Origin of the sequence: Rahnella sp. PD12R, assembly GCF_019200965.1 — a bacterium.
Lineage (GTDB): Bacteria > Pseudomonadota > Gammaproteobacteria > Enterobacterales > Enterobacteriaceae > Rahnella > Rahnella laticis.
The window spans coordinates 64017-88825 of record NZ_JAHTMS010000004.1 but is presented as its reverse complement, the minus strand read 5'-3'; the positions used below and the strand labels follow the sequence as shown (position 1 = coordinate 88825).

The 24809-nt window shown below is 52.6% G+C and carries 29 protein-coding genes, 1 tRNA gene, 1 rRNA gene and 1 other annotated feature; of the genes, 23 read left to right on the top strand and 8 right to left on the bottom strand.

The genetic code is table 11. The annotated features are described in order from the left end of the window. Positions 1-104: 104 nt before the first annotated feature. The 5 genes from KWG64_RS09735 to rluD all read right to left on the bottom strand — a co-directional run bounded on the left by KWG64_RS09735 (position 105) and on the right by rluD (position 6770). Positions 105-180: transfer RNA gene (locus tag KWG64_RS09735), tRNA-Glu, on the bottom strand. A gap of 142 nt (positions 181-322) precedes the next feature. Then, positions 323-1865 (bottom strand): 16S ribosomal RNA (locus KWG64_RS09730). 486 nt (positions 1866-2351) lie between these two features. Further along, positions 2352-4925: an ATP-dependent chaperone ClpB gene (gene clpB, locus KWG64_RS09725; RefSeq protein ID WP_218521790.1), complete on the bottom strand. Its 2574-nt coding sequence runs from the start codon at positions 4923-4925 to the stop codon at positions 2352-2354. 130 nt (positions 4926-5055) lie between these two features. After that, entirely contained in the window at positions 5056-5793 is a 738-nt protein-coding gene (gene yfiH / locus KWG64_RS09720; RefSeq protein WP_218521789.1) for a purine nucleoside phosphorylase YfiH, read from the bottom strand. After that, positions 5793-6770 (bottom strand): 23S rRNA pseudouridine(1911/1915/1917) synthase RluD, encoded by a 978-nt coding sequence (gene rluD / locus KWG64_RS09715; protein WP_152323970.1) that lies wholly within the window; start codon positions 6768-6770, stop codon positions 5793-5795. Before rluD ends, yfiH begins: the two co-directional genes overlap by 1 nt. Positions 6771-6900: 130 nt before the next feature. Between rluD and bamD the strand changes: the two genes are divergently transcribed. The 4 genes from bamD to pheA all read left to right on the top strand — a co-directional run bounded on the left by bamD (position 6901) and on the right by pheA (position 9762). Then, positions 6901-7635, top strand: a complete 735-nt coding sequence (gene bamD / locus KWG64_RS09710) for an outer membrane protein assembly factor BamD (protein WP_195816484.1) — start codon at positions 6901-6903, stop codon at positions 7633-7635. Between the two features lie 313 nt (positions 7636-7948). After that, positions 7949-8293 (top strand): ribosome-associated translation inhibitor RaiA, encoded by a 345-nt coding sequence (raiA, locus tag KWG64_RS09705; protein ID WP_152323971.1) that lies wholly within the window; start codon positions 7949-7951, stop codon positions 8291-8293. Positions 8294-8428: 135 nt separating this feature from the next. Then, positions 8429-8553: a sequence feature (Phe leader region), on the top strand. Next, the gene (locus tag KWG64_RS25870; RefSeq protein ID WP_369794779.1) at positions 8430-8477 is read left to right on the top strand and encodes a hypothetical protein; all 48 of its coding nucleotides are present in this window, start codon (positions 8430-8432) and stop codon (positions 8475-8477) included. (Overlaps the previous feature by 48 nt.) 54 nt (positions 8554-8607) lie before the next feature. After that, positions 8608-9762: a bifunctional chorismate mutase/prephenate dehydratase gene (gene pheA, locus KWG64_RS09700; RefSeq protein WP_101078507.1), complete on the top strand. Its 1155-nt coding sequence runs from the start codon at positions 8608-8610 to the stop codon at positions 9760-9762. 72 nt (positions 9763-9834) lie between these two features. Here pheA and tyrA read toward each other — a convergent pair whose 3' ends face one another. The 3 genes from tyrA to KWG64_RS09685 form a co-directional block, all read right to left on the bottom strand. After that, positions 9835-10956: a bifunctional chorismate mutase/prephenate dehydrogenase gene (tyrA, locus tag KWG64_RS09695; protein ID WP_101078506.1), complete on the bottom strand. Its 1122-nt coding sequence runs from the start codon at positions 10954-10956 to the stop codon at positions 9835-9837. A gap of 6 nt (positions 10957-10962) precedes the next feature. Beyond that, on the bottom strand, positions 10963-12039 hold the full coding sequence (locus tag KWG64_RS09690) for a 3-deoxy-7-phosphoheptulonate synthase (protein WP_195816483.1): 1077 nt from the start codon (positions 12037-12039) through the stop codon (positions 10963-10965). Positions 12040-12336: 297 nt separating this feature from the next. Next, positions 12337-12927 (bottom strand): phage repressor protein CI, encoded by a 591-nt coding sequence (locus tag KWG64_RS09685; protein WP_195816482.1) that lies wholly within the window; start codon positions 12925-12927, stop codon positions 12337-12339. A 200-nt stretch (positions 12928-13127) separates the two neighbouring features. On the opposite strand from KWG64_RS09685, the gene KWG64_RS09680 reads away from it, so the two are divergent. From KWG64_RS09680 to KWG64_RS09595, 19 genes are all read left to right on the top strand, one after another. Next, positions 13128-13403, top strand: coding sequence for a DUF5347 family protein (locus KWG64_RS09680; protein ID WP_218521788.1), 276 nt, complete (start codon positions 13128-13130; stop codon positions 13401-13403). After that, entirely contained in the window at positions 13403-13624 is a 222-nt protein-coding gene (locus KWG64_RS09675; protein WP_218521787.1) for a TraR/DksA C4-type zinc finger protein, read from the top strand. Before KWG64_RS09680 ends, KWG64_RS09675 begins: the two co-directional genes overlap by 1 nt. Before the next feature lie 106 nt (positions 13625-13730). Next, positions 13731-15620, top strand: a complete 1890-nt coding sequence (locus KWG64_RS09670) for a replication endonuclease (RefSeq protein WP_255562144.1) — start codon at positions 13731-13733, stop codon at positions 15618-15620. Positions 15621-15759: 139 nt separating this feature from the next. Beyond that, complete coding sequence (locus KWG64_RS09665; protein WP_152323979.1) at positions 15760-15954, top strand: hypothetical protein; 195 nt, start codon at positions 15760-15762, stop codon at positions 15952-15954. A gap of 201 nt (positions 15955-16155) precedes the next feature. Further along, entirely contained in the window at positions 16156-16359 is a 204-nt protein-coding gene (locus tag KWG64_RS09660) for a tail protein X (RefSeq protein ID WP_195825636.1), read from the top strand. Beyond that, positions 16350-16571 carry an HP1 family phage holin gene (locus KWG64_RS09655; protein WP_152323981.1) on the top strand — a complete coding sequence of 74 codons (222 nt, stop codon included), beginning with the start codon at positions 16350-16352 and terminating at the stop codon, positions 16569-16571. Before KWG64_RS09660 ends, KWG64_RS09655 begins: the two co-directional genes overlap by 10 nt. Continuing rightward, complete coding sequence (locus KWG64_RS09650; protein ID WP_195825637.1) at positions 16552-17064, top strand: lysozyme; 513 nt, start codon at positions 16552-16554, stop codon at positions 17062-17064. Before KWG64_RS09655 ends, KWG64_RS09650 begins: the two co-directional genes overlap by 20 nt. Then, positions 17061-17486 (top strand): Rz-like lysis system protein LysB, encoded by a 426-nt coding sequence (lysB, locus tag KWG64_RS25650; protein WP_255562143.1) that lies wholly within the window; start codon positions 17061-17063, stop codon positions 17484-17486. Before KWG64_RS09650 ends, lysB begins: the two co-directional genes overlap by 4 nt. After that, a complete protein-coding gene (gene lysC, locus KWG64_RS09645) occupies positions 17377-17619 on the top strand; it encodes an Rz1-like lysis system protein LysC (protein WP_255562142.1) in 243 nt (80 codons plus the stop codon). Before lysB ends, lysC begins: the two co-directional genes overlap by 110 nt. Then, positions 17582-18046 carry a phage tail protein gene (locus KWG64_RS09640; RefSeq protein WP_218521785.1) on the top strand — a complete coding sequence of 155 codons (465 nt, stop codon included), beginning with the start codon at positions 17582-17584 and terminating at the stop codon, positions 18044-18046. Before lysC ends, KWG64_RS09640 begins: the two co-directional genes overlap by 38 nt. A gap of 81 nt (positions 18047-18127) precedes the next feature. Then, entirely contained in the window at positions 18128-18769 is a 642-nt protein-coding gene (locus tag KWG64_RS09635) for a phage baseplate assembly protein V (RefSeq protein WP_195816476.1), read from the top strand. Then, the gene (locus KWG64_RS09630; protein WP_218521784.1) at positions 18766-19116 is read left to right on the top strand and encodes a GPW/gp25 family protein; all 351 of its coding nucleotides are present in this window, start codon (positions 18766-18768) and stop codon (positions 19114-19116) included. Before KWG64_RS09635 ends, KWG64_RS09630 begins: the two co-directional genes overlap by 4 nt. A 4-nt stretch (positions 19117-19120) precedes the next feature. Continuing rightward, positions 19121-20029 carry a baseplate assembly protein gene (locus KWG64_RS09625; RefSeq protein WP_218521783.1) on the top strand — a complete coding sequence of 303 codons (909 nt, stop codon included), beginning with the start codon at positions 19121-19123 and terminating at the stop codon, positions 20027-20029. Next, a complete protein-coding gene (locus KWG64_RS09620) occupies positions 20022-20549 on the top strand; it encodes a phage tail protein I (protein ID WP_218521782.1) in 528 nt (175 codons plus the stop codon). Before KWG64_RS09625 ends, KWG64_RS09620 begins: the two co-directional genes overlap by 8 nt. A gap of 11 nt (positions 20550-20560) precedes the next feature. Next, a complete protein-coding gene (locus KWG64_RS25645) occupies positions 20561-22081 on the top strand; it encodes a phage tail protein (protein WP_255562141.1) in 1521 nt (506 codons plus the stop codon). After that, positions 22078-22623, top strand: a complete 546-nt coding sequence (locus KWG64_RS09610; RefSeq protein WP_218521781.1) for a tail fiber assembly protein — start codon at positions 22078-22080, stop codon at positions 22621-22623. Before KWG64_RS25645 ends, KWG64_RS09610 begins: the two co-directional genes overlap by 4 nt. Before the next feature lie 150 nt (positions 22624-22773). Continuing rightward, entirely contained in the window at positions 22774-23943 is a 1170-nt protein-coding gene (locus KWG64_RS09605) for a phage tail sheath protein (protein ID WP_218521780.1), read from the top strand. Between the two features lie 14 nt (positions 23944-23957). After that, on the top strand, positions 23958-24467 hold the full coding sequence (locus KWG64_RS09600) for a phage major tail tube protein (protein ID WP_152323991.1): 510 nt from the start codon (positions 23958-23960) through the stop codon (positions 24465-24467). 58 nt (positions 24468-24525) lie between these two features. Further along, positions 24526-24807 carry a phage tail assembly protein gene (locus KWG64_RS09595; protein ID WP_218521779.1) on the top strand — a complete coding sequence of 94 codons (282 nt, stop codon included), beginning with the start codon at positions 24526-24528 and terminating at the stop codon, positions 24805-24807. Positions 24808-24809: the final 2 nt, after the last annotated feature.

The window sequence follows — 24809 nt, the reverse complement described above, 5'->3', positions numbered from 1 at the left end:
TTTTTCAGCTTGTTCCAGATTGTTAAAGAGCAATATCTTAAACACGACTCGTTAAAGTCATCTTTAAGATATTCGTTGATAATGTCTTTCACACATTATCGGAGTGGCGTCCCCAAGGGGATTCGAACCCCTGTTACAGCCGTGAAAGGGCAGTGTCCTAGGCCTCTAGACGATGGGGACACGAAAAATCCGCACCAGACCGCATAACGGTGTGGCACTTTTCGCATCAGCGTAAGGTTGCCCTTACCGCATCAACAGGTGCTCTTGCTCATTAATTTCATCAGACAATCTGTGTGGACACTGCACAATGCGTATCTTGAGGTAAGGAGGTGATCCAACCGCAGGTTCCCCTACGGTTACCTTGTTACGACTTCACCCCAGTCATGAATCACAAAGTGGTAAGCGCCCTCCCGAAGGTTAAGCTACCTACTTCTTTTGCAACCCACTCCCATGGTGTGACGGGCGGTGTGTACAAGGCCCGGGAACGTATTCACCGTAGCATTCTGATCTACGATTACTAGCGATTCCGACTTCATGGAGTCGAGTTGCAGACTCCAATCCGGACTACGACATACTTTATGAGGTCCGCTTGCTCTCGCGAGTTCGCTTCTCTTTGTATATGCCATTGTAGCACGTGTGTAGCCCTACTCGTAAGGGCCATGATGACTTGACGTCATCCCCACCTTCCTCCGGTTTATCACCGGCAGTCTCCTTTGAGTTCCCGACATTACTCGCTGGCAACAAAGGATAAGGGTTGCGCTCGTTGCGGGACTTAACCCAACATTTCACAACACGAGCTGACGACAGCCATGCAGCACCTGTCTCAGAGTTCCCGAAGGCACTAAGCTATCTCTAGCGAATTCTCTGGATGTCAAGAGTAGGTAAGGTTCTTCGCGTTGCATCGAATTAAACCACATGCTCCACCGCTTGTGCGGGCCCCCGTCAATTCATTTGAGTTTTAACCTTGCGGCCGTACTCCCCAGGCGGTCGACTTAACGCGTTAGCTCCGGAAGCCACGCCTCAAGGGCACAACCTCCAAGTCGACATCGTTTACAGCGTGGACTACCAGGGTATCTAATCCTGTTTGCTCCCCACGCTTTCGCACCTGAGCGTCAGTCTTTGTCCAGGGGGCCGCCTTCGCCACCGGTATTCCTCCAGATCTCTACGCATTTCACCGCTACACCTGGAATTCTACCCCCCTCTACAAGACTCTAGCTTGCCAGTTTCAAATGCAGTTCCCAAGTTAAGCTCGGGGATTTCACATCTGACTTAACAAACCGCCTGCGTGCGCTTTACGCCCAGTAATTCCGATTAACGCTTGCACCCTCCGTATTACCGCGGCTGCTGGCACGGAGTTAGCCGGTGCTTCTTCTGCGAGTAACGTCAATGCAATGTGCTATTAACACACTACCCTTCCTCCTCGCTGAAAGTGCTTTACAACCCTAAGGCCTTCTTCACACACGCGGCATGGCTGCATCAGGCTTGCGCCCATTGTGCAATATTCCCCACTGCTGCCTCCCGTAGGAGTCTGGACCGTGTCTCAGTTCCAGTGTGGCTGGTCATCCTCTCAGACCAGCTAGGGATCGTCGCCTAGGTGAGCCATTACCTCACCTACTAGCTAATCCCATCTGGGCACATCCGATGGCGTGAGGCCCGAAGGTCCCCCACTTTGGTCTTGCGACRTCATGCGGTATTAGCTACCGTTTCCAGTAGTTATCCCCCTCCATCAGGCAGTTTCCCAGACATTACTCACCCGTCCGCCGCTCGTCACCCAGAGAGCAAGCTCTCCTGTGCTACCGCTCGACTTGCATGTGTTAGGCCTGCCGCCAGCGTTCAATCTGAGCCATGATCAAACTCTTCAATTAAAAGTTCGATTTGCTTAAACAAGTTAAGCGGTGCTCAAAGTTTACTTTCGTAATAATTCAACTAAATGAATTACTGCTTGGTCACTCTAAGACTTGATATTTTTTGCCACCGAGGTGGCTGATATCGTCTTGTGAGTGCCCACACAGATTGTCTGATAAATTGTTAAAGAGCAGTGAGTTACGCGCTTTCGCTTGCTAACTCGAGGTGGCGTATATTACGCTTTCCTCATTCAGTGTCAACCGTTTATTTTATCCGGTTGCCGCTGTTTTTAATCTTTCCGACCCGGTSACTTCGTGATGTTGTTCACGTTGTTCCCTGTCGATGGAGCGGCATTATAGGGAGTTCTCAGCAGGCCGCAACCCCTAATTTCAATTATTTTATCAACCGTTCAGAAAAACATCGAATGCGTTAATTACGCTCAATGAATGAATAAAAAACGGGCTCCAAATCGCTTTAGAGCCCGTAATTGGCTTTTAACCTACTGATTACTGTCTAGCGACAATGTGATCATCTTCTACATCAACAGTAATTGGCTTACCTGGAATCAGCTTACCTGACAAGATTTGCTGCGCCAGCGGGTTTTCAATCTCCTGCTGGATGGCACGTTTCAACGGACGCGCACCATAAACAGGGTCAAACCCGGTATTGCCAAGCAGTTCAAGCGCGGCATCAGTCAGCGTTGCTGAATAGCCGTGTTCTTCCAGACGTTTATACAAACGCTCCAGCTGAATCTTCGCGATATTCTTGATATGCGCATGACCCAGTGGATGGAACACAACTACTTCATCTATACGGTTGATGAATTCCGGACGGAAGCTGTGTGTCACCACTTCCATGACGGATTCTTTCATCTGCGCATAGCTGGCTTCGCCAAAATGCTGCTGGATAATGTCGGAACCCAGGTTAGACGTCATGATTACTACCGTATTACGGAAGTCGACCGTTCTGCCCTGCCCGTCGGTCAGACGACCATCGTCCAACACCTGTAATAAGATGTTGAAGACATCCGGGTGCGCCTTTTCCACTTCATCTAATAAGATGACGGAATAAGGACGGCGACGAACAGCTTCCGTCAGGTAGCCACCTTCTTCATAACCGACATATCCCGGAGGCGCACCGACAAGACGTGAAACTGAGTGTTTCTCCATAAACTCTGACATATCGATACGGACCATCGCGTCATCACTGTTAAACAGGAATGTCGCCAACGCCTTACACAGTTCCGTTTTACCGACACCGGTCGGCCCGAGGAACAGGAATGACCCGATCGGACGGTTTGGATCTGACAACCCGGCACGGCTACGACGGATAGCATTCGATACCGCTTCCACCGCTTCGTTCTGACCGATCACCCGGTTATGCAGCTCTTCTTCCATCCGCAGCAGTTTTTCACGTTCACTTTCCAGCATGCGTGCCACCGGAATCCCGGTCCAGCGCGCCAGTACGTCGGCGATTTCCACATCTGTTACACGGTTGCGCAGCAGCTTCATGGTTTTGCCTTCGGCCTGGGTCGCCGCAGCCAGCTGTTTTTCCAGCTCAGGAATTTTCCCGTACTGCAATTCTGACATCCGGCCCAGGTCACCAACACGTCGAGCCTGCTCAAGCGTAATTTTGGCCTGCTCAAGTTCGGCTTTAATATTCTGCGTACCAGTCAGTGACGCTTTTTCAGCTTTCCATTCTTCTTCAAGCTCAGAATATTCACGTTCTTTCTGGCTCAGTTCGGTTTCCAGCATTTCAAGGCGTTTAACACTGGCATCGTCAGACTCTTTCTTCAGCGCCTGCTGTTCCAGTTTAAGCTGGATGATACGGCGGTCGAGACGATCCAGAGACTCAGGTTTAGAGTCCATCTGCATACGAATACTGGACGCCGCTTCATCTATCAGGTCAATTGCTTTATCCGGCAACTGACGATCCGAGATGTAGCGGTGCGACAAAGTTGCCGCCGCAACGATCGCCGGATCGGTAATTTGCACATGGTGATGCAGCTCGTAGCGTTCTTTCAGCCCACGCAAAATCGCAATGGTGTCTTCGACTGAAGGTTCGGCCACAAACACTTTCTGGAAACGACGCTCTAACGCCGCATCCTTTTCAATGAACTGGCGATACTCATTTAACGTCGTGGCACCTACACAGTGAAGTTCACCACGCGCCAGCGCTGGTTTCAGCATGTTACCGGCATCCATCGCACCGTCCGCTTTACCTGCACCGACCATTGTGTGCAATTCATCGATGAACAGAATGACGTTCCCTTCCTGTTTTGCCAGATCGCTCAACAGGCCTTTCAGACGTTCTTCAAATTCACCGCGATATTTCGCCCCGGCGACTAACGCGCCCATATCCAGGGACAACACGCGTTTGTTTTTCAGCCCTTCCGGGACTTCACCATTAATGATGCGCTGTGCCAGGCCTTCCGCAATGGCGGTTTTACCGACACCAGGCTCACCAATCAGCACCGGGTTATTCTTGGTACGGCGTTGCAATACCTGAATAGTCCGGCGAATTTCTTCATCACGACCGATGACCGGGTCCAGTTTGCCCTGTTCGGCACGCTCGGTCAGATCGATAGTGAATTTCTTCAATGCCTGACGTTGGTCTTCGGCATTCTGATCATCCACTTTCTCACCTCCACGCATTTGATCGATAGCCGCAGTAATCTTCTCGGCCGTTGCGCCGCAGGCTTTCAACATATCAGTCAAAGAGCCACGGTCTTTCATGACGGCCAGAACGAAGAGTTCTGAGGAAATAAAGGTATCAGCGCGTTGCTGCGCCAATTTGTCACAAAGATTTAAAACACGTACCAGTTCGTGGGATGGTTGAACATCACCACCGGTACCTTCAACTTGCGGCAGACGCCCCAAAGCCTGATCAACATCCGTGCGCAGTTTCTGGGTATCAACCCCGGCTGCTGTTAATAAAGGACGCACGGTTCCGCCTTCCTGAGTGAGCAAAGCACTCATGAGATGGACGGGTTCGATAAATTGATTGTCGCGCCCGAGCGCGAGAGACTGAGCATCCGCGAGGGCAAGCTGGAATTTGCTGGTAAGACGATCCAGACGCATAACACCTCCAATACTGAACAAAATTGCTACTGGAGATTAGATGAGGTCAACCCTCACGTTTTCAAGGTTATCTTGGCAGTATATTCGGAGGACAGCTGCTATGCGCGATGGATCGTCTTGATTCGACAGGTTATATCAGCCAAATTAAACTTGCCAGCCGCCCGGTAATTCCGTCGCGCCGGTAAGAGTAAAATTGGGTACTATCTGACACGGTACAATACTCGCCACCATAAATAGCCGTGACGCCCGCAGCCTGTAGCCGTAGCCGGGCAAGCAGGAAAATATCCGCCATGAATTTCTCACCCGCAGGCACAAATGCGGCCGATGATGCGGAGTCAAAAGCCATAAAGGCTTCACGTACTTCGCCCCCGACTTCAAACTGCGACGGCCCGATAGCTGGCCCTAGCCACGCCATTATCTTGTCAGGAGATGATGCAAAACGGGATACCGTATTTTCCAGCACACCTGCGTACAATCCACGCCAGCCCGCATGCGCAGCTGCTACTTCATCACCGGCATGATTACAGAAAAGGACCGGCAGGCAGTCAGCTGTCATTGCGGCGCACACTACGCCCGGTTCACAGGTATAAGCCGCATCGGCAACTAAAGCAGGAAGTGAAGGCGTTTGATGCGTCAGGTTAACAACATCGGTGCCATGAACCTGCTCCAGCCAATGTGGCGCAGACGGCAATCCACCGAGTTCGACCAGACGCTGACGATTCGCCGCGACATGTTCAGGGTGATCTCCGACATGTCCGCCGAGATTGAGCGAGCCGTAAGGAGGCAAACTGATGCCTCCCTGGCGGGTTGTTGCACATGACCGCACCGATGCCGGTTGCGGCCATTGAGGCTGGATAAGCGTACTCATTACCAGTTCATCTGATCCTTGAACTCTTCAGTATCGGCTTTCAGCGCATTAATCAGATCGACCATATCCTGAGGAAGCGGTGCATGCCATTCCATCTGGATACCGGTGACCGGATGATAAAGACGCAGCATAGTCGCGTGAAGAGCCTGACGATCGAATCCGCGCAGCATATTAATGAACGACTCGGAGGCACCTTTTGGCAGGCGCGGACGACCACCATAAAGCTGATCGCCTAACAAAGGATGGTTGATGTGAGCCATATGTACGCGGATCTGGTGCGTACGTCCGGACTCCAGGCGCAGACGCAGACGCGTATGAGCACGGAAATGCTCCATGATGCGATAGTGCGTAGTGGCCGGTTTGCCTGTCGGATGGACTGCCATGTGCGTACGCTTGGTGGAATGGCGCGCAATCGGCTCATTCACTGTGCCGCCTGCCGTCATTGTACCAATCGCGACGGCTTCATATTCGCGGGTGATTTCGCGAGCCTGAAGTGCCGTCACCAGATGCGTTTGTGCCGGAACCGACTTCGCGACCACCATCAGACCGGTCGTATCTTTATCGAGACGGTGAACGATGCCACAGCGCGGAACGTCGATGATTGCAGGGTAATAATGAAGCAATGCATTGAGCACTGTTCCATCGGGATTCCCTGCACCCGGATGAACAACTAAATCGCGGGGTTTATTGATGACTAAAATATCAGTATCTTCATACACGATATCTAAAGCGATATCTTGTGGCAGCCAACGCGCTTCTTCTTCAATTTGCGCATCGATTGCGATAGCCTCGCCACCCAACACTTTTTCTTTTGGTTTGGTCACTTTTTTGCCATTGACCGTGACCCTGTCTTCAAGGATCCAATCTTTTATGCGAGATCTTGAATAATCAGGGAACAATTCGGCCAAAGCCTGATCTAACCGTTGACCGAGTTGAGATTCGGCCACCGTTGCGGTGAGTTGTACTTGTTGTGCCATATGCAGCTTCTTGGTTAACGTTGGGTTTTCACGGCGATGCCGTTTAAAATAATGTGCTATTGTAGCTGGTCTTTGTCGGGAGCTTAACGGACAGTCTCCCAGAATAACACCTGAGGATAATCAAAACGTCATGACGCGTGTGAAATATCTGGTGGCAGCAGCCACGTTGAGCCTGGCGCTGGTCGGTTGCTCCAGTTCCAAAGAAACGGTTCCCGATAATCCGCCTAACGTCCTTTATGCGACTGCCCAGCAAAAGCTGCAGGACGGTAACTTTAAAGGCGCGATTGCGCAATTAGAAGCGCTGGATAACCGCTATCCGTTTGGGCCTTACTCGCAGCAAGTTCAGTTAGATCTGATTTATGCCTATTACAAGTCTGCTGACTTGCCAATGGCTCAGGCTTCTATTGATCGCTTTATGCGCCTGAACCCAACCCATCCCAATATCGACTACGTCATGTACATGCGTGGTTTGACGGATATGGCGTTGGATGACAGTGCACTGCAAGGATTTTTCGGTGTTGATCGTTCAGACCGCGATCCACAGCATGCACGTGCAGCATTCCGTGATTTCAGCCAGCTGATCCACTCGTATCCAAACAGCCAGTACGCCACTGATGCGACGAAACGTTTGGTATTCCTGAAAGATCGTTTAGCGAAATACGAGCTGTCAGTGGTGCAATACTACACTAAACGTGGCGCTTACGTCGCTGTCGTTAACCGAGTAGAGCAAATGCTGAAAGATTATCCGGATACGAAAGCAACGCGCGACGCGCTGCCGTTGATGGAAAATGCCTACCGCGAACTGCAGCTGAACAACCAGGCTGACAAAGTCGCGAAAATTATTGCCGCCAATAGCGCAGCGTAATTTTACATGTCCGTACACAAACGGTAGCCCAGGCTGCCGTTTTTTTTGGCTCTTTTTTGAGGAAGTGAAAACAGAAAGGATAAAAAATGCGCGGCAAAATGCAGGGGAAAACTGAAACAATAGCGTACTGATCCCATCAATCATGCCTGCTCCGGCAGCAAGTCTCAAGACCTTTCCAGCCAGAAATTACCCTGGGTCACAGAATCTTCAAAGTTGACAAAAAGTGACAAAAAACCGTGGATTTGAGCACGCATTTCACAAAAAAGGCTGGTATGTTGGATTCATCGGAGACGGAAAAAGAGAGGTAAGTCATATGACAGTTAACATTACCAGTAAACAAATGGACATCACTCCCGCGATTCGTGAACACATCGAAGGACGTCTGAAAAAACTGGATAAATGGCAAACTCAGCTCATTAACCCGCACGTAATCCTGTCGAAAGGACCTCAGGGATTTGTCGCCGATGCGACCATCAGTACACCGAATGGCACACTGGTTGCCAGTGCCACGCATGATGATATGTATGCTGCCCTTAACGACATGACCACAAAACTTGAGCGTCAGCTCAACAAAGCGCAGCATAAGGGTGAAGCCCGCCGTGCAGAGTCCGGCGTCAAAGAACTCAATCTGGAACCGGTGCAGGAAGAAGAGGAATAACCGGGTTATCCGAAAGGCAGTTCACAACGCGCTCTCAGGAGCGCGTTTTTTGTGCCTGAAAGAAATCCTTATTGACATAGGGAAAACCCAGCGGTTACTTTAAGACTCAGTTCAACTCTATGGAAACAACACCTACATGAATACCCGTCTGTTTTTCTTCGCATTCTTTTTTACCTTCCCCTGATTGGGAGGCGTTTCGTCGCGAAAGAATGAATGCGAAGACGAACAACAAAGCCTCCTGAAAAGGGGGCTTTTTTTATACCTGCGTTTCACACAATTTTGCTGAAAGAAAGAACATCAAAAAGGGTAATAACATGACAGAGAATTCATTACTGGCACTGCGCGAGCGCATCAGTGCATTAGATCTGAAACTGCTGGCCCTGCTGGCAGAACGACGTTCGATGGCGATTGAAGTCGCGCAATCCAAGATGCACTCTCACCGCCCTATTCGCGATAAAGAGCGCGAGATAGAACTGATTAATGCACTGATTCAGGAAGGAAAAAAACAGGGGCTGGACGGACATTACATCACCCGCGTTTATCAGCTTATTATCGAAGATTCCGTTCTGACACAGCAGGCACTTCTTCAGCAGCATCTGAACAAAACCAGTTCCGACTCCGCACGTATCGCGTTTCTTGGCCCGAAAGGCTCCTATTCTCACCTCGCCGCCCGTCAGTTTGCTGCCCGTCATTTCGATCAGTTCATCGAATGCGGCTGCCAGAAATTCCAGGATATCTTCTCGCAGGTAGAAACCGGTCAGGCAGATTACGCAGTGTTGCCTATCGAAAACACCAGTTCCGGCTCAATCAATGACGTTTACGATTTGCTGCAACACACCAGCTTGTCGATTGTCGGCGAACTGACTAACCCTATCGATCACTGCGTTCTGGTCGCGACCGATACGGACCTTTCGCAGATCCAGACGGTTTACAGCCATCCGCAGCCGTTCCAGCAATGCAGCCAGTTCATCAACCGCTTCCCGCACTGGAAAATTGAATATTGCGAAAGCACCGCCGCTGCGATGGAAAAAGTGGCCGCCGCAAATTCCCCGCACGTTGCCGCACTCGGCAGCGAAGCCGGTGGCGCGCTGTATAAACTGCAAGTGCTTGAACACAATCTGGCGAATCAGAAGGAAAACATCACCCGCTTCATTATTCTGGCACGCAAAGCAATTGAAGTGACCGATCAGGTTCCTGCCAAAACCACGCTGATCATGGCGACTGGCCAGCAGGCAGGTGCGCTGGTGAATGCGCTGCTGGTTCTGCGCGATCAGGGCATCATCATGACGAAACTGGAATCTCGCCCGATTAACGGCAATCCGTGGGAAGAGATGTTTTATATCGACGTGCAGGCCAACCTGCGTTCGGAAGAGATGAAAAAAGCGCTGAAGGATCTGGCCCCGATCACACGTTCCCTGAAAGTGCTCGGTTGTTATCCCAGCGAAAACGTCGTGTCTGTCGATCTCTGACCGGTTATTTGAGCCAAAATAAAAGGGCGCTGCATCATGATGCGGCGCCCTTCTTTTTAACGGAATCAGCCGTTACTTACGGTTGTCGTTCGCCTGTCGCAATAACGCACCGCTTTCCTTCAGGAAGCGTGGCGCATAATCGCCGAACCAGTGCTCAACCTTTCTGAATTTGCTGATAAATGCGTCTTTATCACCGCTTTCCAGCAGCGCCAGCGCATCACCAAATCGCTGATAGTAACGCTTGATCAGTGCCAGATTACTTTCGGAGGACATAATAATGTCTGCATAAAGCTGAGGATCCTGTGCAAACAGTCGCCCGACCATCGCCAGCTCGAGGCGGTAAATCGGCGAAGACAGCGCCAGCAATTGCTCAATCTGAACATTCTCTTCCGACAGATGTAAGCCGTACGCGAATGTCGCGAAGTGGCGCAACGCCTGAATAAAGGCCATGTTCTGATCATGTTCAACCGCACTGATTTTATGCAACCGCGCGCCCCACACCTGCAACTGCTCCAGTAACCACTGGTATGCCTGCGGTTCGCGGCCATCGCAATACACCACAACCTGTTTTGCCAGGCTGCTGACATCCGGACCAAACATCGGATGCAGGCCAAGCACCGGGCCTTCGTGTACTGCCAGCATCGCCTGAAGCGGACGGTTTTTTACCGACGCCAGATCCACCAGAATGCAGTCATCAGGCAGTTTTGGCAGACGGGCAATCACCTCTTCGGTCAGATGAATTGGCACGCTGACAATCACCATTCCGGCATCCGCCAGTAATGTTTCCGCCTGTGGCCAGTCTTCCTGCTCCAGAACCTTGACCTGATAACCGGACAACTCCAGCAGACGGGTGAACAAACGCCCCATCTGCCCGTTTCCGCCGATAATCACTACCGGACGCAGCGCCGGATGCAACGTTTTGAAGCCTTTATCGTTTTCGCTTGAGTAGGACTCACGCATTACGCGGCGCAATACATCTTCAATCAGATCCGGCGGAACCCCGAGGTTCTGCGCTTCCTGACGGCGGGAGGCCAGCATTGCAGCTTCACGTTCAGGCACATAAATCGGCAAACCATAACGGCTTTTGACTTCACCGACTTCTGCCACCAGCGCCAGACGCCGTGATAAGAGATCTAACAACGCTTTATCGACGTCGTCGATCTGATCGCGCAACGCGTTAAGTTCTGCCACCATAAAAACTTACTCTCCTGCGATTCGTGCCGCCAGTGCGTCACCCAGTTCCTGATGCATGGTGCGTAACAGGTTTTCCGTGGTTTCCCAGTTGATACAGGCATCGGTTACCGACACACCGTATTTCATTTCTGAACGCGGTTGTTCAGAAGACTGGCTACCTTCGTTCAGATGGCTTTCCAGCATCAGGCCCGTAATAGAGCGGTTGCCGGCCTTAATCTGATCAATCACGGACTGAGCCACAACGGGCTGGCGACGATAGTCTTTGTTTGAGTTACCGTGACTGCAATCTATCATCAAGGAAGGATGGAGTCCCGCGTCGCTCATCTGTTTTTCACACGCCTGAACATCCTGCGCGCTGTAGTTTGGCGTTTTGCCGCCGCGTAAAATCACGTGGCCGTCCGGGTTACCCTGGGTCTGCAACAGACAAACCTGCCCGGCCTGATTGATACCAACAAAACGATGCGCCATTTCCGCTGCACGCATAGCATTGATTGCCGTGCCCAGGCTGCCGTCGGTACCGTTTTTGAAGCCTACAGGCATGGACAGACCTGACGCCATTTCGCGGTGAGTCTGAGATTCTGTCGTACGCGCACCGATTGCCGACCAGCTGAACAAATCGCCTAAGTACTGCGGGCTGTTTGGATCCAGCGCTTCGGTAGCCAGCGGTAATCCCATGCCAACCAGCTGCAACAGTAAATCACGCGCAATGTGCAAACCGGCTTCAACATCAAACGTGCCGTCCATGTGCGGGTCGTTGATCAAACCTTTCCAGCCTACTGTCGTGCGGGGCTTTTCGAAGTAAACACGCATCACGATGTACAGACGATCGCTCAGTTCCGCTGCCAGCGTTTTCAGGTGACGCGCGTAATCGAGCGCGGCGTCAACGTCATGAATGGAACAAGGACCACACACCACCAGCAGACGAGGATCACGACCATGCACAATATCAGCGATGGTTTTACGTGCTTCGGAAATGCTGGTTTCGTCACTGACGCTTAAAGGAAAGCGATTTTTCAATTCTTCCGGGGTGATCAGGATTTGTTCGGCAGTGATATGAACATTATTCAGGGCGTCTTTTTGCATGATGGTGTTCCGCTTATCAGGAAAATGGGCTGCCATTGAGGCATCTGCGGACAACATTAACACAGCGCGTAAACTTATCAAGCCTTAGTTGTAAACTTAAAATTACCATTACCAGCCATTAAACCGAAATACGGAAAGTTATGTTTACATAAAATCTTTAAGGGTTGAGCCTGCTGTACCGTGTAAATTACACACAGTGTGAAGGGATAAGGAAAAGTCAGATTGGGGAGTCAGAAAGATATGGGGAATTTTACGGGATTTCCCTCAGCATCCGGGGCGGTTGCTGAGGGTGAAGAATTACAGATTGCGATCCAGCGTAATAAAGACCTGGCCTAACGCCGTGACTTCTTCCACGCCACATTCGAAATGGCTGTCCTGCCGCGTTACTTTGATGCGATTTCCCGGGATACGCGCCACGTCATAGACATCCACATCACCATCGATATTCAAAAGCCAGCGCCCGTTGCCCGGAATTGTGCTGCCTAAATCGATGATCCAGGAGTGATTGCCTTTAACAATGTAAGCCGGTTCAGCCAGAGAACCGTCCAGTAAAGAAGGATCGGCTACCCATACGCCTTCCTCTTCCAGCGCACCACCTCGCAATCTCAACTTTTTAAGCTGAAGCACACTTGCAGAAGCGGATGATCCTGCGGAAGGCGCATCCTGCATATTCCCTTTGCCCGTTGCAAGCCAGCGCAGTGAAACACCGGTATCCAGCGCACAGGCGACAACCACATCACCGGGAAAATAATCTCTTCTTACCCAGGTACTTATCGTTCCAGAGGATAACCCATACAGATCACCAAGTTCTTTCTGCATGCTAAAGCCGTAAGCCTGAAGCATACGCGTCAGAACGGCTTTCCCACCTTCGAGTTCATCTAATTGCATCTGGCGAAAACCCCTGGGCCTGTAAATATCATCTTGACAACTCGCAAATGCAAGCTTAGATTGATTATGTAATGTACCAATAGAAAGCCATGATACCAAATTTACGGCGCAGTGGAGAATCCGCAATGCGTTCCTGAAGCAACAGGCGGCAAAGAGAGGAGGATCTCCTGCTCACGGAATGGGGTCATTGAGGAGGGGTTATGTTTTTAGGCACAGAGCAGCAGCGGCTGACAGGCTTGCGCCAGATCGCGCATTTAAAGGAAACCTATTTTTCTGACAGTAAAAATAAGCTGGAAACAATTTTTGATCAGGCTTCGGACAAATTGAAAACCACATTGTGTTTCCATGCCGGACTTAAGCGCCGTCATACCTTATTAACGTATTCAGAATTAAAACCCGAGGAGCAATTAAAAATTGCTCAGGCCATATTATCCCTGCGCCATTTTACCGCGCGATATACAGGAGAATTTTGCTGATGGCTGACTGGATGGATGAATCCCAGGAATATCAGTTAACTGTTTTACAGGAACAAATCGCCCGCGCAACCCGCACGACGCGCGCCCCGTCTGCAGACTTCTGTGAGGATTGCGAGTGTGTCATTCCGGAAAAGCGCAGAAAGATTATTCCGGGCGTTCAGCGTTGTATTGAGTGTCAGGAGATTAATGAGCTCAGGAAAAAGAATTACCGCCCTGTATAAGTCACTTTTCTTTTTCAGTTTTTAATAAGTTCATTCTGGAAATATTCCTTTTCCGGGAAGGCATGTTGCTGCCTTTTTTCTGCAAAACCGTTTGGGGAAATAGTTTATGAAAATTAATCTGCCGGAGATAACGTCATCTTCTGCGTTCGCTCCCCTGGCCGGAAAAAATGAGGCCGGTCCGTGGTGGTGGAATGCGCCGCGCCCGGCAATAAGCAGCCCGTTGGAAAAACCGCTGAGCCGTGATTTTTGTCAGCGCCAGCAGGCGGCACTTTCTCAGATTGCCGCCCTTCCGCGCTGCCTGCGTGCACCCCTGCATCAGCGGTATCAGTTTTTACTGGAGACAAAGGGCGTGCGTCCGGCATTTCATTTCCTGATGACCGTGTTTGTACAACGATTATGGCCGCGAATTCAGCGGGTCAGCGCGCGTCACAGGCTTTACCGCCAGTATTCGGAAAAACTGCTGACGGAAGAGGAAACCTTCAACCGCCTGCCCGATCTTAATGATGATGCGCTGAAGCGGCTGGCAAACACTCTGGCCATTCATATGCAGGATGCTTACGAACATCATTGCGAACGCTGGCTGGAACAGATGCCTGAACAGGACGTTTTACTGCAAGACAGCACGCAGCGTGAGATTTTCGGGCATCTGTCGGCGATGGCGCGTTCCGTTCGCGTTCAGCCACTGTACTGGAATGCATGGCAAAAAGGCCGGATGACCGCGCAGGCGGCGGTCGCCAGCATTTCCCGGCTGGTCAGCGGTGAATGGTGGGAAAGGCAACTGCGTTCACAGCAACGTCTGTGGCGCGAAGCGCTGATGATCGCCTGCGGTTATGTAAACCGGTCTGCTTCGCCTTATGCCAGCAAAAATGCCATCCGTGACGTGGTTTCCCGCCGCCTCTCCACGCTCAATTACCTGAAGCAGTGTGAGCTGGAAAACGTCGAATCCGGTGACAGACTGAGCCTGCTGGATACCGTTTTAGCCAGCGTTTCGAACCCTAAACTGCGGCGTATGGAATTGATGACGCTGATTGCCGGCGTCGAAGATGTTGCCTGTCAGCAGCAGGACCGGGGCCTGTTCATCACCCTGACGACACCGTCAAAATACCATCCGATGAAAACTTACAGCCCGTATTCAGCCCCGACGTTCAATCCCAAATGGAATCAGCACGCTTTTACACCTAAAAATGCGCAGAGATACCTGGTCGCCATCTGGGCAAAAATCCGCACCACGTTTAAAGATAAAGGCCTGAAAGTGTACGGTGTTCGCGTAGTTGAGCCCCATCACGACGGAACACCACACTGGCATATGATGTTGTTCACGCCGCCTGAACAGCAGCAAAAAGTGATCGACGTGATGCGGCGTTACGCGCTTGAAGAAGATCCCGACGAACCCGGCGCAGCGGAATCCCGCTTTCATTGCAAACCGCTCAACTGCGGAGGCGCTGCCGGGTACATCGCCAAATATGTCGCTAAAAATATCGATGGCTACGCGCTCGAAGGCGAAACCGATCATGATTCTGGCCGGTTGCTGACCGACGTCGCCACCGCTGTCACCGCCTGGGCATCGACCTGGCGGATCCCGCAGTTTCACGCCATTGGCATCCCTTCTGTCGGTGCCTGGCGCGAGTGCCGACGCATCAGAAACCAGAGCCTCGCCAGCCGGTTTGACGAACGCGTTGAAGAAGTTCGCAGCTCGGCGGATCAGGGAAGCTTTTCCCGTTACATTCAGGCGCAGGGCGGCATTCATATCCGGCGAAAAGATCAGACCGTGCGCGTTGCCCGCAAGATCAGTGAACAGCTCAACGCCTACGATGAACCGCGACAAAAAGTCATCGGCATTTATGCGCCGCATATCGGCGAGTCGCAGATATTCCTGACGCATACCGAACAATGGCGCATTGTCCGTTTGCGCCAGCCACGCCCTGAAATCCCGCCTTTTGCTCACCTTGGAGTTCTGTCAATAACTGTGGATCGGTTTCCCTGCCAGGATTGCTGAAATCCATACAAAAACCGCGCCAATAAAAATTTCCGCATTAATTCAATGAATTATATTTTTTAAAATGCTCTGAGTGTTGACGTATTAGATCAATTAAAGAATACTGTATATAAACACAGTATCTGGCGAGGGGGAGAAAATGGAAAACCTGACTAAACAACAGCTAACGTTGTCCAGGATACAATTGATCGCAGACATTTCGCAGACAGCGCAATGCAATCCAAAAGAATTTCTTGTCGTGATGTCACTGATTTCTGAACTGGCTGGCCAGGCTCTGACCGGTGAGGATCAGGACGCGCTCTGTTACCACGGGAGCGCAGACGAAGCACACTGAAAACCTGATCTGCGGGCGGTATTTTCCTGTTGTGGCGCTTACTCCTCCGGCTTCTGTTCGGGCTAAGCGCCCCGCCATTTCTCCCCCTTCAATTCCCTGTTGTGCCACACGTTTAACAACCCTCTCAGATTGCTGCCTCCGGCCATATTCCGCAGACTGATTTCACCTCCTGACGATTTCACTCACTTGCGGAGAAAACCGATGAAACTCTATGCAGAACAGGGCGATACCCTCGATTCCATGTGCTGGCGTTATTACGGCCGCACCGCGGTTGTCGTGGAAAAAGTGTACGCCGCCAATAAAGGCATTGCGGACTTAGGCCCGTTATTGCCACACGGCACCGCCGTTGAAATGCCTGATATCCCTGAACAACCGGTTCAGGAAGCGATCAAGTTATGGGACTGAATACTGAACGCATCAGCTCGGCCTGCGCCTATTTCATTGCCACGTCGCTGACCTGGCTGGCGGGCCTGACATCGCAGGATGTGGCCTTTTTAGTCGGATCCGGCGTGGGCGTCGGGACTTTTCTCGTCAACTGGTATTACCGGCGTAAAAGCTTCCAGCTTCTGGCGCGCAGCAACCTGAATCCGAACACCTATGAAGACCTCAACTCTTAAGCGGTGCAGCGCCGCCGCGGTTCTGGCGCTGATGGCGGCGCTGCCCGGTTATCACGCCTTACAGGTTTCAGATGAAGGGCTTCGGCTGATTACTGACTTTGAAGGCTGCCAGCTGCAACCCTATCAGTGTAGCGCGGGCGTCTGGACCAGCGGCATTGGCCATACGACAGGCGTGATCCCCGGAAAAGCGATCACCGAGCATCAGGCGGCTGAAAACCTGTTGCAGGATATCCAGCAAACCGAGCGCGCCGTCAAAAAGTGCATGCCCGCCGATATGCCGCAGCCAGTCTTTGATGCCGTGGTGTCATTTAGTTTTAACGTCGGTACCGGCGCGGCTTGCAAATCCACGCTGGCGTATTTCATCAACAAACAACAATGGCGGCAGGCCTGCGGACAACTTCCTCGCTGGGTTTATGTGAAAGGCCAGCGCAGCAGCGGGCTGGAACGCCGGAGAAACGCCGAATTCAGCGTTTGCATGAAGGGAATTGAATGAAAGCAATGCTGGCACTTCTGGCAGGAATGGCGCTGTTAATCGTCATCCTGCTGCTTTCCAACCGTTCACTACAGCACGACCTCAACAATGCCGTTCAGCAGCACGCCGCGCTGACCGCGAAATTACACCAGCGGGATCAACTGATTACAGAGCTGAATCAGCAAATGCAGCAACGCGCGGAAGCCGAACTGGCGTTACGTCAGGACCTGAGCACCGCCGCGCAGGTGATGCAGTCCCGGGAACAGGAACGGCAAAGGAGCCTTCATGACAATCCGCAATCGCGCCGGTGGGCTGACGCTGAGCTGCCTGCTGATGTTAGCCGGCTGCACGACCGGCCAGCCTTCAGCTCCGTCAGCGATTATTTACATTGGCTGTCCGGCGGTCAGTTCCTGCCCGGTTCCGTCCAGCCATCCGCGCACTAACGCGGCACTGAGCGCCGATATTCTCCAGCTGGAATCCGCCCTGCTGAGCTGCGGCCTGCAGATTGAGACCATCAAAAAGTGTCAGGAGGCACAACATGCAAAAACCACTACAGCTAAAACAACGGCTGATTGATCAAATCTCCTTTTTTCAATCCGCTCCTGAAAAGCTGGTGATGGCCACCGGCGCGGGAAATGTCGTCGCCACCTCGGCCTCTTCACTTTCTTTCGAATATCGCTATCCGCTGACGTTAAGCGTCAGCAGCGACAACGCGCCCGATGAAAGTCTGACTGACCAGATGGTGGTCGCCATCCTCGACTGGCTCCGGGTCAATCAGCCTGAGATTCTGGGCAACGCGACGCACCGGCTGACCGATTTTGCTTTTGTGCAGCCGGGCGCAGCACTGTCATTCACGCTGCAACTGACCGAGCGGGTTCAGGTCGCCGACGAAAATGGCGTACGGACGATCACTCACCTGCCGGAACCGCCGCTGCCGGAGAACGTCGCGCTGCCGCGCCAGGTTTATCTCAACGGAGCACTGATCAGCAGCTGGACCGAATAAACCGATAACAACTGTTGTGCCATCGGCTGACAGACGGCCATCAGTTGTCGCTCAACCCTGTGAAACGGCATCCTTTATCCCATGAATACAAACTTTCAACTCAACGACATCATGCGTCTGATTGGCAATCTGGTACGCATCGGAACGGTGTCAGAACTGGATTTACCCAACGCCCGCTGCCGCGTTACGACCGGAAGCAACGTGACGGCGTGGTTGCCGTGGATGACACACCGCGCTGGCCGCACCCGCAGCTGGTGGGCGCCCTCTCCGGGCGAACAGGTTTTACTGCTGTCGATGGGCGGCGAGCTCAATACCGCTTTCGTCTTACCGGCCGTGTTTTCCAATGCTTCACCAGCACCGTCAGCTTCGGCGGATGCCCTGCATCTGGCATTTCCGGACGGCGCGATTTTTGAGTACGAACCGGCGAACGGCGCCCTGAAAGTCAGCGGCATTAAAACGGCGGTGATCGACGCGTCGGAGCAGGTTGATGTCACCGCGCCGGAAATCCGCTGCACCGCTAGCACGCGCATCACGCTGGATACGCCGGAAGTTGTCTGCACCCGCAAACTGACCACCGGCTCTCTTGAAGTTAAACAAGGCGGCACGCTGACCGGCAATTTAACCCACAGCGGCGGAAGCCTGACGTCCAACGGCATCGTGGTACATACCCATCGCCACAGCGGCGTACAGACTGGCGGCGGTCAAACCGGAGGCCCGCAATGAGTAATCCAAAGTACCTGGGAATGAACAAAAACAGCGGCACGGCGATTGAAGATTTCGATCATATCCGCCAGTCCGTCAGCGATATTTTGAACACACCGGCCGGTTCCAGAGTGATGCGCCGGAACTACGGTTCGCTGCTTTCATCGTTCATCGATCAGCCGCAAAACGACGCACTGCGCCTGCAAATGATGGCGATCTGCTACACCGCTTTGTTGCACTGGGAACCGCGTATTTCACTCTCGGCCATTACTTTTGACACCGGTTACACCGGCAAAATGGTCGTGGAACTGACCGGAAACCGTAGCGATACGGCAACCGATTTCTCTCTCAATATTCCTGTGAGCTGACACTATGGCAACGATCGATTTGAGCCAGTTACCGGCCCCCGATGTGGTCGAAAAACTGGATTATGAAAGCCTGTTTGAAGAACGTAAAACCACGCTGATTTCGCTGTATCCCGCCGATCAGCAGGAAGCCATCAGCCGTACGCTGACGCTGGAATCCGAGCCGCTGGTCAAACTCCTACAGGAGAATGCCTATCGCGAACTGATCCTGCGCCAGCGGGTAAACGAAGCCGCCCGCGCGGTGATGGTAGCTTATGCCACGGGCAGCGATCTGGATCAGCTGGCGGCGAACAACGGTGTCCAGAGGCTGGTTCTGACCCCGGCAGATAATACGGCGCTACCGCCGACACCCGCAGTAATGGAAAGCGATGCCGATTTTCGCAGCCGCATTCCGCAAGCATTTGAAGGAATGAGCGTCGCAGGCCCGTCCGGATCTTACGAGTTTCACGGGCTTTCCGCTGACGGCCGCGTCGCCGACATTTCTGTCATCAGTCCGTCTCCGGCCAATGTGACGATTTCCGTTTTGTCGCGGGAGGCGGATGGGATTGCCCCTGAGGACTTGCTGGCGAAAGTCCGTATTGCGCTCAACGACGAAAATGTGCGGCCGATTGCGGACCGTGTTCTGGTGCAGTCTGCCAGCGTCGTCCCTTATGAAATTGACGCAACACTGTTCCTCTACCCCGGCCCTGAATCAGAACCGATTACCCTGGCAGCGGAAGAAAAACTGAAAGCCTATATCAGCGATCAGCACCGTTTAGGCCGGGATATCCGCTTATCCGCCATTTATGCGGCCTTACACGTTGAAGGCGTTCAGCGCGTCGAACTCGCCCAGCCGCCTGCTGATATCGTGCTCGATAAAACCCAGGCGTCCTATTGCAACCACTATTCCATCACGGTCGGAGGCTCCGATGAGTGACAGGTTACTTCCCAGCGGATCTTCGCCGCTGGAACTGGCCGCCGCACAAGCCTGTGCTGAACTCGCGCAGATCAGCGTTCCCCTGAAAACGTTGTGGAACCCGCAGACCTGCCCGACCAAATTTCTGCCTTATCTTGCCTGGGCGCTTTCCGTTGACAGTTGGGACAGCGAATGGCCAGCGGCGACCAAACGCAGCGTCATCCAGTCGGCGTGGTTCATCCATCAACACAAAGGCACGATCAGCGCGATAAAGCGCGTTGTCGAGCCGCTCGGCTACGTCATTAATGTCAGCGAATGGTGGCAGACCGGTGATCCACCGGGCACGTTTAAGCTCGATATCGGCGTCCTCGAATCCGGCATTGATGAAGCGATGTATGAAGAAATGGAGCGGTTGATTGATGACGCCAAACCCGCCAGCCGCCATCTGATTGGGCTGACAATTACACAAGATGTTCCCGGCACGATTTACCTGGGATCAGCCGCCTGTGACGCAGAAATACTCACCGTTTACCCGAACTGATAAGGAATTTTATGAGCAAATTTAAATCAGTCGTCACCGCTCTCGGACAGGCGCGGATTGCGTCAGCCATCGAGAGCGGAAAAGACGTCAATATTACCCAGCTTGCTGTGGGCGACGGCAATGGCAACGCAACGACGCCTTCCGCAAGCCAGACGGCACTGGTGCACGAAACGTATCGTCTGCCACTTAACTCCATCAAGACCGACAACAAAAATGCTAACTGGATCATCGCCGAAGCGATTATTCCCGCCAGCGTCGGCGGCTTCTGGATGCGCGAGATGGGCCTGTTCTCATCCGAAGGAGAGCTGATCGCGGTCAGCAATATGGCGGACAGCTATAAACCGACACTCGAGGAAGGCTCCGGTCGCACCCAGACATTGCGCATGGTGATAACGGTCACCGACACCGATGCGGTAACCCTGACGATCGACGATACACTGGTCATCGCCACCGAAGAATACGTCAATAACCTGCTGGCCGAACACGAAGCATCACGTCGACACCCGGACGGAACGCTGACGGATAAAGGTTTCGTTCAGCTCAGCAGTGCGGTCGACAGCGCCAGTGAAGTTCTGGCAGCAACACCGAAAGCGGTGAAAACGTCCTATGACCTGGCGAAATCTGCAAATGATAATGCCAACGGCCGCCTCCCCTCAGGCGGGACTGCTGTTGCAGCGACTAAGCTGGCGACAGCAAGAAAAATTGCGGGAGTGGCGTTTGATGGTACGGCGGATATCGGAATCACAGCCGCTAATGTCGGGGCTGTGCAACAGGGTGGCGGTCAGGACATGACGTCAAACAAAATTATGCTCGGCTGGAATGGTGGCAAGCTAATTGCGCAGGTGGATAACACCCCAATGGGCGCGCTTTACAGTGAGACAAACAAACCCACCGCCAAAGACACCGGAGCAGTACCCATAGCGGGCGGTGATGTCGGGTATTTGAATAACGCGTCTCATTACGGCATTAAGGCCGGCATATGGGAGGGGGTGGGAAGCTTTGCCAACCAATACAAACAACCCTTCGCCCCCTTCCTCGTCCCTTACGGGTATATCGCCCCACAAAACGCAAGCTCATATGCGCCGATTATTAAAGGCGTGATTCAAACCGCCACCTATGGTTACGGCACAGCAATTAGCTTCGGCGCTTACACTACAGGTGAGCCGCACTTTGCCAAGGGTGCCGTAAATATTGTTAGTGACAGCGGTGCATCGTTAACATGGTTTTTTGATTCGATTGATGGCACGTTCGGAAGTCCTGGTGGTATATCAGCCAATGGAAATATTTATTCATCACTGGGAATTTACGAACAAGGGCAGCGTGTTTACAGCCCTAATAATCCTCAGCCCAACATTGTTCAGGATATGCGTTTCGCAGCCTCTGCGGAGTACCAAGAACGTTCTAACAATGAGCGCATTGATGGTGGCGTTATGACATCTTTCAAGGATGCGGGGAGTTCAAACTATTGGATCCGAATTCGTCAGCTTCAAAAATTAATCAATAATAACTGGTATACGGTGGGCTACTCATGAAAGCTAAAGTTTATGGCACGTTCTCGAAGCGAGAAAATCTCACCGAGGCGGAAACAGAGCTATCAACTTCTCACGGCGTTTCATTTATTTGTGATAAGCAGGGTAATGATTGGTACGATCTGCAAAAAGATTTCAAAAGCAACACGTTAAAAGTCGTTTTTGATCTTGATGGAATAATCACCACTGCAAGTTATGACGTTTCCACACTTTGGCCCATGTCTGCCAGCGTGGCGGAGGTTGACGCCGTTCCTGACACCTTCGATGTATCGTCTCTCGCTGGCCGCTGGGTATTTAAGAACGGTGAAATTTCTGAGCGAATTTACACTCCAGCCGAACTGATAACTCAGGCGAACGCCATCCTCTTTGGCTTAATGGCAGATGCGATGTTAAAAATTGCTCCCTTGCAAGACGCCTTAGATATTGGCGATGCAACTGAAGAGGAACTTACTCTTCTCAAAGCCTGGAAAACTTACCGGGTGCAGCTCAACCGGCTTGATTTATCCACCGCCCCCGACATCACCTGGCCCGAAATACCGGCCTGACCTCAGCCCCTTCGGGGGCTTTTTTATTTTTTTGGTTCAAACAAATACCCCGCTCTGTTGTGCCACTCCTCCCACGCCTGCCATCGAATGCGCTTTCTTTTGTGAACCGGCATCCTTGCTTCACCACCCACAACAGAGAGAGTCGACCTGATGGCTGATTATCATCACGGCGTACGCGTCGTCGAAATCAACGACGGCACCCGCGTTATTTCCACCGTTTCAACAGCAATTATCGGCATGGTGTGTACCGCAGAAGATGCGGATGCCACTGTATTTCCCCTCAACACGCCGGTTCTGATCACCGACGTTTTGGCCGCCAGCGGTAAAGCGGGCACTTCCGGTACGCTGCGTGCAGCACTGCTGGCGATTGCCGATCAATGTAAACCGGTCACCGTCGTGGTTCGCGTCGCGACAGGTGAAAACGAAGCAGAAACAACCACCAATATTATCGGCGGTTCCGATGCCAACGGCCGCTACACCGGCATGAAAGCGCTGCTTTCCGCACAGGCAGAACTCGGCGTGAAGCCGCGTATTTTGGGCGTTCCGGGGCTGGATAATCAGGCCGTTGCCACGGCACTGGCAGGCGTTTGCCAGCAGCTGCGCGCTTTCGGCTATGTCGGCGTGTATGGCGCAAAAACTATTTCCGATGCCATCAAGTATCGCGACAACTTCAGCCAGCGCGAGCTGATGCTGATCTGGCCTGATTTCGTAAACTGGAATACTGCCACCAGCCAGTCTGACGTTGCTTATGCCACCGCCAGAGCCCTGGGCCTGCGCGCCAAAATTGACCAGGAAACCGGCTGGCACAAAACGTTATCCAACGTGGGCGTCAACGGTGTTACCGGCCTTTCTGCCAGCGTCTTCTGGGATTTGCAGGCTAGCGGCACTGATGCCGATCTGCTGAACGAAGCCTGCGTCACCACTCTGGTGCGCAAAGACGGCTTCCGTTTCTGGGGCAACCGTACCTGTAGCGATGACACCCTGTTCCTGTTCGAAAACTACACCCGCACTGCGCAGGTTCTGGCCGATACCATGGCCGAAGCGCACATGTGGGCAGTCGATAAACCGATGACCCCGACGCTGGTCCGCGACATGATCGATGGCATCAAAGCCAAAATGCGGGAAATGAAATCAGCGGGTTACATCATCGACGGCGACTGCTGGTACGACGAAACGGCAAACACCGCTGAAACCCTGAAAGCCGGCAAATTGTATATCGATTACGACTACACCCCGGTTCCTCCACTGGAAGATCTGACCCTGCGCCAGCGCATCACCGACTCTTATCTGGTGAATTTCGCCGCGTCCGTAAACAGCTAAGGAGACAATAACTCATGGCACTTCCTAAGAAATTGAAATACCTGAACCTGTTCAACGACGGGAACAGCTATCTGGGCCTGGTCTCTTCCCTGACCCTGCCGAAACTGACCCGCAAGCTGGAGAATTATCGCGGCGGCGGCATGAGCGGTTCGGTCGCCGTGGACTTCGGTCTGGACGACGACGCGCTGACGCTGGAATGGTCTATCGGCGGACTGGATGAACTGGTTTTACAGCAATGGGGCAGCACGTCGGATATCCCGCTGCGCTTTGCCGGTTCCCTGCAACGTGACGACACCGGCGACGTTTCGGCGGTTGAAGTGATGATGCGTGGCCGCCACAAAGAGTTTGATTTCGGCGAATACAAACAGGGCGAAGACACTGAAACCAAAGTCACCACGCAGTGTACTTACTTCAAGCTGACCATCGACGGCAAAGAGCTGATTGAGATCGACACCGTCAATATGGTGGAAATCGTCAATGGCGTTGACCGTCTGGCGGAACACCGCACCGCGCTCGGCCTGTAATTCCCTTCCCTGCGCCGGCAGAACCTTGCCGGCTTCCTCTCCTTCAACAGGAAAACTCATGAGCCAGACTGAAAACAACACCGTCATTTTGGATGTTCCGCTAAAACGCGGTGAAACCGAAATCACCGAAATCAAGGTCACTAAACCGAACGCGGGCAGCCTGCGCGGCATCGGCCTTGCGGCACTGGCCAATGCGGATGTTGACGCGTTAATCACTATTTTGCCGCGCATCACGATGCCCAATCTGACCAAAGAAGAGTGCGCGCGCCTTGAATTGCCGGACCTGATTGCGCTGGCAGGCAAGGTGATTGGTTTTTTATCACCGAAACCGGAGGCGTAAAA

Excerpts from the sequence above, each read along its gene's own strand:
- pheA (WP_101078507.1), top strand. The coding sequence starts at position 8,608 with ATGACAGAGAATTCATTACTGGCACTGCGCGAGCGCATCAGTGCATTA.
- raiA (WP_152323971.1), top strand. The coding sequence starts at position 7,949 with ATGACAGTTAACATTACCAGTAAACAAATGGACATCACTCCCGCGATT.
- tyrA (WP_101078506.1), bottom strand. The coding sequence starts at position 10,956 with ATGGTGGCAGAACTTAACGCGTTGCGCGATCAGATCGACGACGTCGAT.
- KWG64_RS09640 (WP_218521785.1), top strand. The coding sequence starts at position 17,582 with ATGCAAAAACCACTACAGCTAAAACAACGGCTGATTGATCAAATCTCC.
- KWG64_RS25645 (WP_255562141.1), top strand. The coding sequence starts at position 20,561 with ATGAGCAAATTTAAATCAGTCGTCACCGCTCTCGGACAGGCGCGGATT.
- lysC (WP_255562142.1), top strand. The coding sequence starts at position 17,377 with ATGTTAGCCGGCTGCACGACCGGCCAGCCTTCAGCTCCGTCAGCGATT.
- KWG64_RS09635 (WP_195816476.1), top strand. The coding sequence starts at position 18,128 with ATGAATACAAACTTTCAACTCAACGACATCATGCGTCTGATTGGCAAT.
- yfiH (WP_218521789.1), bottom strand. The coding sequence starts at position 5,793 with ATGAGTACGCTTATCCAGCCTCAATGGCCGCAACCGGCATCGGTGCGG.
- KWG64_RS09670 (WP_255562144.1), top strand. The coding sequence starts at position 13,731 with ATGAAAATTAATCTGCCGGAGATAACGTCATCTTCTGCGTTCGCTCCC.
- KWG64_RS09605 (WP_218521780.1), top strand. The coding sequence starts at position 22,774 with ATGGCTGATTATCATCACGGCGTACGCGTCGTCGAAATCAACGACGGC.
- KWG64_RS09600 (WP_152323991.1), top strand. The coding sequence starts at position 23,958 with ATGGCACTTCCTAAGAAATTGAAATACCTGAACCTGTTCAACGACGGG.
- KWG64_RS09655 (WP_152323981.1), top strand. The coding sequence starts at position 16,350 with ATGGGACTGAATACTGAACGCATCAGCTCGGCCTGCGCCTATTTCATT.
- KWG64_RS09685 (WP_195816482.1), bottom strand. The coding sequence starts at position 12,927 with ATGCAATTAGATGAACTCGAAGGTGGGAAAGCCGTTCTGACGCGTATG.
- KWG64_RS09630 (WP_218521784.1), top strand. The coding sequence starts at position 18,766 with ATGAGTAATCCAAAGTACCTGGGAATGAACAAAAACAGCGGCACGGCG.
- KWG64_RS09595 (WP_218521779.1), top strand. The coding sequence starts at position 24,526 with ATGAGCCAGACTGAAAACAACACCGTCATTTTGGATGTTCCGCTAAAA.
- KWG64_RS09610 (WP_218521781.1), top strand. The coding sequence starts at position 22,078 with ATGAAAGCTAAAGTTTATGGCACGTTCTCGAAGCGAGAAAATCTCACC.
- KWG64_RS09650 (WP_195825637.1), top strand. The coding sequence starts at position 16,552 with ATGAAGACCTCAACTCTTAAGCGGTGCAGCGCCGCCGCGGTTCTGGCG.
- KWG64_RS09660 (WP_195825636.1), top strand. The coding sequence starts at position 16,156 with ATGAAACTCTATGCAGAACAGGGCGATACCCTCGATTCCATGTGCTGG.
- clpB (WP_218521790.1), bottom strand. The coding sequence starts at position 4,925 with ATGCGTCTGGATCGTCTTACCAGCAAATTCCAGCTTGCCCTCGCGGAT.
- bamD (WP_195816484.1), top strand. The coding sequence starts at position 6,901 with ATGACGCGTGTGAAATATCTGGTGGCAGCAGCCACGTTGAGCCTGGCG.
- lysB (WP_255562143.1), top strand. The coding sequence starts at position 17,061 with ATGAAAGCAATGCTGGCACTTCTGGCAGGAATGGCGCTGTTAATCGTC.
- KWG64_RS09675 (WP_218521787.1), top strand. The coding sequence starts at position 13,403 with ATGGCTGACTGGATGGATGAATCCCAGGAATATCAGTTAACTGTTTTA.
- KWG64_RS09625 (WP_218521783.1), top strand. The coding sequence starts at position 19,121 with ATGGCAACGATCGATTTGAGCCAGTTACCGGCCCCCGATGTGGTCGAA.
- rluD (WP_152323970.1), bottom strand. The coding sequence starts at position 6,770 with ATGGCACAACAAGTACAACTCACCGCAACGGTGGCCGAATCTCAACTC.
- KWG64_RS09680 (WP_218521788.1), top strand. The coding sequence starts at position 13,128 with ATGTTTTTAGGCACAGAGCAGCAGCGGCTGACAGGCTTGCGCCAGATC.
- KWG64_RS09665 (WP_152323979.1), top strand. The coding sequence starts at position 15,760 with ATGGAAAACCTGACTAAACAACAGCTAACGTTGTCCAGGATACAATTG.
- KWG64_RS09690 (WP_195816483.1), bottom strand. The coding sequence starts at position 12,039 with ATGCAAAAAGACGCCCTGAATAATGTTCATATCACTGCCGAACAAATC.
- KWG64_RS09620 (WP_218521782.1), top strand. The coding sequence starts at position 20,022 with ATGAGTGACAGGTTACTTCCCAGCGGATCTTCGCCGCTGGAACTGGCC.